The 6586-nt window shown below is 68.8% G+C and carries 5 protein-coding genes and 2 pseudogenes; 4 read left to right on the forward strand and 3 right to left on the reverse strand.

Features of this window, described 5'->3' with window-relative positions; translation table 11 throughout:
* Positions 1-53 precede the first annotated feature (53 nt).
* On the reverse strand, positions 54-956 hold the full coding sequence (locus ADY01_RS10435; protein WP_049569543.1) for a LysR family transcriptional regulator: 903 nt from the start codon (positions 954-956) through the stop codon (positions 54-56).
* 34 nt (positions 957-990) lie between these two features.
* Between ADY01_RS10435 and ADY01_RS10440 the strand changes: the two genes are divergently transcribed.
* Together ADY01_RS10440 and ADY01_RS10445 are read left to right on the forward strand one after the other, a co-directional pair.
* A complete protein-coding gene (locus ADY01_RS10440; protein ID WP_324612905.1) occupies positions 991-1896 on the forward strand; it encodes an oxidoreductase in 906 nt (301 codons plus the stop codon).
* A gap of 408 nt (positions 1897-2304) precedes the next feature.
* Positions 2305-2982, forward strand: a complete 678-nt coding sequence (locus ADY01_RS10445) for a hemerythrin domain-containing protein (RefSeq protein ID WP_159001102.1) — start codon at positions 2305-2307, stop codon at positions 2980-2982.
* A 66-nt stretch (positions 2983-3048) separates the two neighbouring features.
* On the opposite strand, the pseudogene ADY01_RS10450 reads toward ADY01_RS10445, so the two are convergent.
* Positions 3049-3345 (reverse strand): annotated as a pseudogene (locus ADY01_RS10450) (ISL3 family transposase); the annotation flags it as partial.
* Positions 3346-3676: 331 nt separating this feature from the next.
* On the opposite strand from ADY01_RS10450, the gene ADY01_RS10455 reads away from it, so the two are divergent.
* Together ADY01_RS10455 and ADY01_RS10460 are read left to right on the forward strand one after the other, a co-directional pair.
* On the forward strand, positions 3677-5326 hold the full coding sequence (locus tag ADY01_RS10455) for a glycoside hydrolase family 27 protein (RefSeq protein WP_049569555.1): 1650 nt from the start codon (positions 3677-3679) through the stop codon (positions 5324-5326).
* Between the two features lie 61 nt (positions 5327-5387).
* A pseudogene (locus ADY01_RS10460) lies at positions 5388-5870 on the forward strand (family 43 glycosylhydrolase); the annotation flags it as partial.
* An 85-nt stretch (positions 5871-5955) separates the two neighbouring features.
* Here the strand turns inward: ADY01_RS10460 and ADY01_RS10465 are convergent.
* On the reverse strand, positions 5956-6586 hold a 631-nt coding region (locus ADY01_RS10465), incomplete at its 5' end, for a FadR/GntR family transcriptional regulator (protein WP_049569579.1).

A 6586-nucleotide genomic window follows, 5' to 3' on the forward strand; every position in this document is an offset into this window, starting at 1 on the left:
TGCTGGTCCACCAGCTCGACCACGGACTCCTGGATCGCCTTCGCATCAGCCGGTCAGCCGAACTCGGTCAGGTCGGTGGCGGCAGCCATCCCGGTGACCACGTCCAGCAGACCGTGCAACGCGGGTGAGGCGTTGCCGGACAACCAGACCATGTCGGTGGGGACGAACTCCCCGGCCAGCGGCACGAACACCACACCCGTGCGGCGGAGACTGCTCGCCGACCGGGCCAGCCGCGTCACCCCGACGCCGGCCGCAACAAGGCCGAGCAGACCTTGCACGCTCGCGTCCCGCTGCGCCACCTCGGGGGTGAATCCCGCCGTACGGAAGGAGCTGTCGAACGCCTGGTGCCAGGGTTCCCATGAGCCGCGCGGGGTCAGCACCCAGCGTTCGCCGGCCAGCTCTCCGAGGGTCAGCTCGGTGCGTCCGGCGAGCGGGTGGTCCTCGGGAAGGACCGCGCACGCCGGCTCGCTGACCAGCGTCCTGGTCTCCAGCCCGTCCACCAGCGGAGGCCGGGTGAACGCGACGTCGTAGCGTCCTTTGAGCAGGCCCTCGACCAGAGGGGCGATCGTCGTCTCCTCGGTCGTCAGCCTGAGTCCCGGCAGTCGTTGTCGTACGGCCCGGACCACCGGCGGAAGCAGGTAGTTCGTCGTGGTGGCGAGGAAGGCGAGGCGGAGGCTGCCGATCTCACCGCGCGCGGCTCGTGCCACGACGTCGACGGCTTCGTCGGCCCGGTCGAGTACCGCGCGGGCCTCGGGGAGGAACAGCGCACCGACAGCAGTCAGTTTGGTGCCCCGGGTGTCGCGGTCGAAGAGCTTCACGCTCAGCATGCGTTCCAGCAGGGTGATCTGCTGGGACAGCGACTGCTGGCTGATCATGAGCCGCTCGGCGGCGCGCGTGTAGCTGGACTCCTCGGCGACGGCGACGAAATATCTCAGCTGCCGAAGATCGGGGGTCACAGGAGCAGCCTACAAGCGCGACAGGCAGTCGGTGTTGGACGGCTTCGGTGTGCCGGGACAAGCATTGGCCTCGGTAAACACCACGTTGAAGGACATGGGGATGACAAACGACACACAGGACCGCGTCTGGTTGATCACGGGCTGCTCGGCCGGATTCGGCCGGGAGATCGCGCTGGCCGCGCTGGCCGCCGGTGACCGGGTCATGGCCACCGCGCGCCGTCCGGAGACGCTCGCCGAGCTCGCGCGGACCGGCGGTGCCCGGATCAGCACCGCGGCACTGGACGTGACGGACTCGGCCTCCATCCAGGCCGCGGTACAGGCGACGCTGGCCGTGTTCGGCCGCATCGACGTCCTGGTGAACAACGCGGGGTTCAGCGGGATAGGGGCCGTCGAGGAAACCTCGATGGAGGAGCTGCGCTCGCTGATGGAGGTCAATTTCTTCGGTGCCGTGGAGGTCACCAAGACGGTTGTCCCCACGATGCGCGCACAGGGTAGCGGGACCATCGTGCAGATGAGCTCCCTCGGCGGTCGGATCACCTTCCCGGGCATGGGCGGCTACGACGCCACGAAGCACGCGCTCGAGGGTCTCAGTGAGGCGTTGTCGACCGAGCTGGCACCCCTGGGCGTTCGGGTGCTCCTGGTGGAACCGGGGATGTTCCGTACGCAGATGAGCAGCAGCCTGCAGATCGCCCCGGAGATGCCGGCCTACCAGGCGACCTCGGGAGAGCTCCGGAAGATGGTCGCGGGGGTCGTTGGCGCCGAGCCGAATGATCCCGCGAAGGGCGCCGCGGCCATCGTCAAGGTACTCGACGCCGAGAATCCGCCGCTTCGCCTCGTACTCGGCGGCGACGCGGTCGACGCGCTGCGCAGCCACCACGAATCCCTGCTGGCCGACGTCACCGCCTGGGAGACGCTCAGCCGCTCGACGGCGGTGTCCTGACCAGGGCCGCTGAACACCGCCGCCGCCGCCGCGCCTCGGTCGGAAGCGCAGAGCAGGAGGAGACGCACTCCTCACTCACGTCTCGGTGCCGGGCGCCCGGCACGGTGCGCGGGCTGGGCATGCGCCGGCCGCGTGGCTGCGAGCGGCCCCGCATCGCGATTGTCTCCCCGCACTCGTCCAGCAGTTGCTTACCCAGGGCGTCGCCGATGAGGTGCGGATCCTGCCTTCCGGGCTCGTGACCGTGCTGATGTCCGGGCTCGCGAGTGGTCGCTGACCAACCTCCACGAGACGGCGAGAGCGAACGCTGTGGCCGAGCTCCGGGCCGCCTGCCTCTGTTCGCCGGATCGCGGTCCCGGCTTCGTCCTCCCTCAGTCCCACGACCATCACCAGAATCAGTTGAAGGCCACCATGCCCAAGCAGCAGAAACACGGCGCCGACGTACGCGACATGCTCGTCGTCCACGAGAGCTTCCGCCAGGAGTATGACCGCATGCCCGCGCTCGTTCGCGGTGTCACCCCGGGAGACACCGCCAGGGCGAAGACAGTCGCGGGGCACATCGAGCTGATCGAGACATTCCTGCACCTTCACCACAAGGGCGAAGACGAGCTGCTTTGGCCGAAATTGGCCGAGCGCGCACCGTCGGACCTGGCGGCGGTGCTGACGTTGATGGACGAGCAGCATGTCGAGATCGACACGCTCCTGCGGGGCACGTCCACGCTGCTCGCCTCCTGGCGGCTGAACGCCGATCCGGCGGTCGGCGAACAGCTCGCCGACGGACTCACGGAGCTCGGGGCCAGGTTGACCGAGCACCTCGCTGTCGAGGAGCGGGAGATCCTGACCATCGTGGACCGGTACATAACCGAAAAGGAGTGGCACCGGTTGGGCGACCACGCGATCAACGGTCTACCCAAGAGGCAACTGCCGGTGATCTTCGGAATGCTCGCCGCACACGCGGAGCCGGAGGTGGTGAAGCTCATGCTGTCGACCGCCCCGCTCGTGCCGCGCCTGATCATGCCCCTGCTCGGCCCCCGCGCCTACGCCTCGCACATCAAACGCGTATACGGAAGCCGGTACAAGGGGGACTGAGAGGGCGGTTCGGGACTGTAAAGCGAGTGGCTCTGTTCCGTAGCCGGTGGTGACGGTGGGTCCTTGTCATCGGAGCGAGATGCGGTGGCGGAGGAGGTCGAATCCTGCTCCGCCGTGCATCTGCCGCATGATTCCTTTGGTGCGGGTGTTGACGCCTTCGGTGCGGCCGTTGTGGTGGGGCAGGGCGGTGTCCTTGGTCCGCAGGTGCTCGGGGTGGGTGAGCATGAGGCGGGCGAGGCGGCGCGGGGTTGTCACGGGGCGGTCGCTTCCGGCGCGGCCCTGGTTGAGGCAGCGGACCGGCAGGTTGGCACTGCCGGTGTAGCCCAGTTCCCTGATCTCGTCCAGGAGGTGGGTGACCACGAGATATCCGTTCTCAGATCCTCAGATGCTCAGATCCAGTGTCTCGTGTGTCCCAGAACCAAGGGTCAAGGCCCGGGTTTATCGAAAATCGCCCCAGGGATGTCGCAAGAGGCTTCGCCCTACCTATCCTGCGGACCGGAGACGAGGCCGCCAGGGACAGGCGGCAGCCGACTCCCTCCTCGCCACCCTCCTCCCGCGGATTTCGTCCAGCTGCCACGAGGCTCCTGGCGGCAACTGTCATGCCTACGCCATACGCGTCCTGGCCAGATGACGGGGCCCCTACGGTCCGGCGTGGTCGGTGGCGCACCAGGTCCCATCGAGAAAGGGCCAGACGATGCGTACGTCAACATGCAGACGCCTGCTGCACCTCCTGGCAGCGGCGGCCGTCGCGCTGACACTGCTGTCCACGGGGCCAACCGGGTCGACGGCCCAGGCGGCGCCCGGAAGCCCTGCCCTGACCCCGCCGCTGGGGTGGAACAGCTGGAACAGCTTCGGGTGCAACAACGTCAACGAGACGGTGATCCGACAGGCCGCCGACTCCATGGTGAGTTCGGGCATGCGGGACGCCGGCTATGAGTACGTCGTGGTCGACGACTGCTGGTTCGACCCCCAGCGCGACGCCCAGGGCAATCTGCGCGCCCATCCGACAAAGTTCCCCAGTGGCATGAAGGCGCTGGGCGACTACATCCACAGCCGCGGGCTCAAGTTCGGCATCTATCAGGTACCCACCGAGCGCACCTGCGCTCAGCGCGTCGGCGGGTACCCCGGCTCCACCGGGAGCATGGGACACGAGGTGCAGGACGCCAACATCTTCGCCTCCTGGGGCGTGGACTACCTGAAGTACGACTGGTGCTCCCCCGAGGGCACCCGCGAGGAGCAGATCGCCCGCTTCACGCTGATGCGGGACGCCCTCCGCGCCACGGGCCGGCCCATCGTCTACAGCATCAACCCCAACAGCCTGCACGCGATCACCGGCTCCACGTACAACTGGGGTGAGGTCGCCGACCTGTGGCGCACCACCGAGGATCTGCTGGACATCTGGCAGAACGGCAACACCAACAGCTACCCGATGGGGGTGGGCAACGTCGTCGACATCAACGCCCCCCTGGCGGCCCAGGCCGGCCCCGGGCACTGGAACGACCCGGACATGCTGGTGGTCGGCAGGCCGGGACTCACGCTGACCGAGTCGCGGTCGCACTTCGCGCTGTGGGCCCTGATGGCCGCGCCACTGATGGCGGGCAACGACATCCGCACCATGTCCGCCGACGTCAGCGCGATCCTGCGCAACCCGCGTCTGCTGGCCGTGAATCAGGATCCGCTGGGCGCGGGCGGGCGGCGGGTGCGCGACGACGGTGAGGTCGAGGTGTTCGCCAAGTCGTTGTCCGACGGTTCGGTCGCCGTCGGGCTGTTCAACCGTGGCGGCGGTACCACGACGGTCACCACCACGGCGGCGCAGATCGGGCTGGCCGGCGGATCGTTCACCCTGACCGATCTGTGGACGGGTGGGACCTCGACCACCGGCGGCCAGATCTCGGCGAGCGTGCCCTCGCACGGCGTCGCGGTGTACCGGGTGTCCGGCGGCTCGCCTCTGGAGAGCACCACGTCGCGGTTGCGGGGCGCCGGCTCGAACCGCTGTCTGGACGTCGACAACGCCTCGACGGCGTCCGGCGCGGCCACATTGATCTGGGACTGCCACACCGCGGCGAATCAGGCGTGGACGACCTGGGCGGGCGGCGAGATCCGCGTCTTCGGCGACACGTGCCTGGATGCCTACGAACAAGGCACCGCCAACGGGACCCCCGTGGTCACCTGGGCGTGCAACGGACAGAGCAACCAGAAGTGGACGCTCGCATCCGACGGATCGATCCGCAACGTTCAATCCGGCCTGTGCCTGGACGTCAACGAGGCGGGCACCGCGAACGGGTCAACCGTGGTCCTGTGGACGTGCAACGGCCAACCCAACCAGAGGTGGGCCCGCGCCTGAGGAGGGACGGGCGTCATCCCTGTGGAACGGGACGTTCCGGCCGAGCCGCCAGGGAGTATCCATGCTCACCTCTCTACGCCGTTGGCTCGCAGGGCCCAGGCCCCTACGTCGCCACAACCCCATCGTCCAGACCGTCTACACCGCCGACCCGGCCCCCCTCGTCCGCGACGACCGGGTGTACCTCTACACGGGCCACGACGAGGACGGCTCGACCTGGTTCGACATGAGGGACTGGCGGGTGTGGTCGTCCTCGGACATGGTGAACTGGACCGATCATGGCTCGCCGCTGAGTCCCGCCACCTTCAGCTGGGCCGGAGAGAACGCCAGGGCGGGACACGTCGTGGCCAGGGACGGGCAGTTCTACTGGTACGTGCCGGTGACGAATCGGGCGACGGGACGGATGGCGATCGGCGTGGCGGTCGCGGACAGCCCCACGGGGCCCTTCCGTGACGCCCTGGGCCATCCGCTGGTCGAAAACGGCGAGATCGACCCCGCGGTGTTCATCGACGACGACGGCCAGGCATCCCTCCACTGGGGCACCCCACTCCGGGGCGCCGTCTCGCGCGAGCGCGGGTGACTTCGACGAGACCGCCGCCCGGACCGGCGGCGTCGCCGGTCCGGGAGGAGCGCTACCGCTCCAGCCGCTTGTGATCACCCGGTGGATTGCGGCGGACGAGCCAGGCCTCGGTGATGTGCGTGAACATCGCCTCGGCCGCGCCAGCCGGGTCACCGGCCGCGACGCGCTCATAGACACGGCGGTGGCCGCGATTGGACGCGACACACTGGGCACGCTCGGGATGACCCATGTAGCGGACCGTGTTGACGGCCTGGCTCTCCAGCGCACGCACCACGCCGCGGGCGATCCGGTTGCCCGACGCCCGCATGATCACGTCGTGGAAGGCGCGGTCGTGCTCGGCGTAGGTCACGTGGTCGTCCACGAGCTCGTCCATCCGGTCCACGAGCGCGCGCAGCCGGTCGACGACCTCCTCGCCGGCCAGCCGGGCGGCGACGTTGGCCATGTCGGACTCCAGCAGGCGCCGCGTCACGACGAGGTCGTCGAGCATGGTGAGGCTCTCGTCCTCCGCGATGCTCGCCGCCAGAACGAGCTCGTCCAGCATGTTCCACATCGTCGCCGGGGTCACCATGGTGCCGGCCCCCTGGCGGACCTGCACCAGCCCCTTCTCCTGGAGGACCTTGACCGCCTCACGGATCACGGTCCGGCTCACCGCGAAGGTCGCGCAGAGGGCGGGTTCCGGGGGG

It is taken from the genome of Streptomyces sp. SBT349, assembly GCF_001083795.1.
GTDB lineage: Bacteria > Actinomycetota > Actinomycetes > Streptomycetales > Streptomycetaceae > Streptomyces.

What these genes read in the sequence shown, in the direction of transcription:
- ADY01_RS10455 (WP_049569555.1), top strand. Translation starts at nt 3,677, where the DNA reads ATGCGTACGTCAACATGCAGACGCCTGCTGCACCTCCTGGCAGCGGCG.
- ADY01_RS10445 (WP_159001102.1), top strand. Translation starts at nt 2,305, where the DNA reads ATGCCCAAGCAGCAGAAACACGGCGCCGACGTACGCGACATGCTCGTC.